The organism is Mycobacterium simiae (assembly GCF_008370645.1).
Lineage (GTDB): Bacteria > Actinomycetota > Actinomycetes > Mycobacteriales > Mycobacteriaceae > Mycobacterium > Mycobacterium simiae_A.
In genome coordinates this window covers 1-1,999 of record NZ_VTZN01000352.1, presented here as the reverse complement: position 1 = coordinate 1,999, position 1,999 = coordinate 1, and the positions used below count along the sequence as shown (strand labels likewise).

Annotated in this window: 2 pseudogenes; both read right to left on the bottom strand. The window is 64.5% G+C overall.

The window, feature by feature from the left end:
• Positions 1 to 1,106: pseudogene (locus F0Q45_RS25675) on the bottom strand (transposase); the annotation flags it as partial.
• Between the two features lie 547 nt (positions 1,107 to 1,653).
• Positions 1,654 to 1,999, bottom strand: a pseudogene (locus tag F0Q45_RS28210) (hypothetical protein); the annotation flags it as partial.

The window sequence follows — 1,999 nt, the reverse complement described above, 5'->3', positions numbered from 1 at the left end:
AGACCCCCACCAAGTCGGAAGAGCCCGTTTTTCAGTGCAGGCGCCAGTTGCGGTGCGTCGGGCGGATTGCCCTGCTCGACGGTGTGATCTACGACGATGCCGTCGTCGTTGTCGACGACCTGGGCTTTGTAACCGAACTCGACCGGTTTACCCAGCCGGCCCTTGGCGATCGGGCGGGCATCGCCGTCGTGCAGGCTGACTCGACGGGTGGCGCCGTCCGGGACGATGCCGGCCAGTCGCTGCCGGGCCTGGGCGGCGATTTGGCGGGTCGCAGCCAGCAGGTCGATCAGGTCGTTGGCCGCGCGCACCAACCGGCCGCGGCGGCGACCGGCGGCCGTATCGCGCTCACCGCGCAGAGCCAATGCGGCGGCCTGGGCCTTGGCCCGGCGCACCGCTTGCGTGACGTTGGCCAGCAACCGCTCGGCATCCCGAACCGCGGATTGGGCCAGCTCTGCGAGCTCGCCGGCGGACTTGGGCACCGCGTTCCGCGTCTGGCCTCGAGCCGAGGGCCGCACGTGACCTCAGTTTCGAGGCGATCGCGTGCGCCCGCCGACCGGCCGCCCGTGACCGGTCACGGACCGGGGTGCGCACAGCACCGCCGGCAGCCTGAATCCGCTTGCCGGTCGCGGGGATCCGCCGTATCGCCTTAGCCAGCAGCCCCGAATCGGTGGGATAAGTGACGTTGGCCGGCACCACCGTGGTGTCCGCACGAAGCCGGTTCGTGCGCAACAGCTTCGCCTGGGCCGCCTTGGCCAACAACGCCTCATTGAGCCCGTCGACCGCCGCGCTGCCGCACCGGGTGGTCAGCTTCATCAACGTCGTCGGATGCGGCACCGCACCGTCCAACCGAATCCGGCAAAACCACCGCCAGGTAATTGAATCGCTGACCTCCCGACACAACGACTCATAACCCAGCCGGTAGCGGAACTTCAAAACATCAACCGCAGATAGGTCTCCATCGGCGTCGAAGGCCGCCCGATCCGCGGGTCGAAGAACGGCTCGAAGGCAACGAAGAACGCCGGATCATCCAGTAGCTCATCGACTCGCGCCAATTCACCGGACAACTTCAACAACTCCGGAGGCAATACCGCCTCCCACAGCGACACCTAATCGCCTACAGTACGAATCACGATGGCCTCGAATCCTTCTCGCCAAGGGTTCGAGACCATCGTCCCAGTTCAACGCCTCACGAAGGCTAAAACACGCCCGACGTTTCAGGTCGAAGTAACTAGACCGAGGTGATCGCGCAGATCCGGGCGCCTGACCGGGTCATCACCGGGGTTGCGCACCGCGCTGGGCAAGCGATCGGAGATTAGGCCCGGTCGTTGGCTGAGGTCGCCAGCGCGCAAGGGTGTCGTGTCCGACTGCGCGTTGCGCCCTTGTCGTCCAAGCCGACGGTTGCTCAGGAGAAGGCACCCAGGTGTTGTTCGCTGCCGAGCATGACGATGTTGACATGTTAAGGCGGCGTTGGACCGGATTGGTGTGCGGAATCATGTTGATCCCAACTCGGTTTCGCAGATCGCGTTGCGGGGCTGACCTTTTCGTCGAAGGTGTCGATGATGAAGCGTTGGGCCGCGTTGCGGATCCTAGGGCGATGCAGTTCAAAACTATCGGCCACTTGGGCAGCTACGCTATCGCCGCGGAATTTGGCCGCTAACTTGTCACGCCGTCACCAGCACCTGATGCTCCCCACATGGCACGCGAGTCTTTTTCCTCGGCTTGTTTGTCGTGGTGCAGCTCATGCGGCGGCGGGCAGAGGTGGATGCCAGGGTCCGGAAGTGCGAAGAAGTCGCCTTTGCCCAAGGTGGAGCTGTGGTCCCCGGTGTCGATGAAGCACTGACCCTCGCCCGACAGCGTGGACTCTCGTCGGTGTTCCCAACCCGTCTTGGCTAACGTTCGTTTGCACGTCAGCGGGGGTATTGAGGGGGGCCTGGGTATCGGGTTGGCGGTGGTGCGGGCGTGGTTAGCGGTCTTGGTTATCAAGATCCGGTAGCAGCGG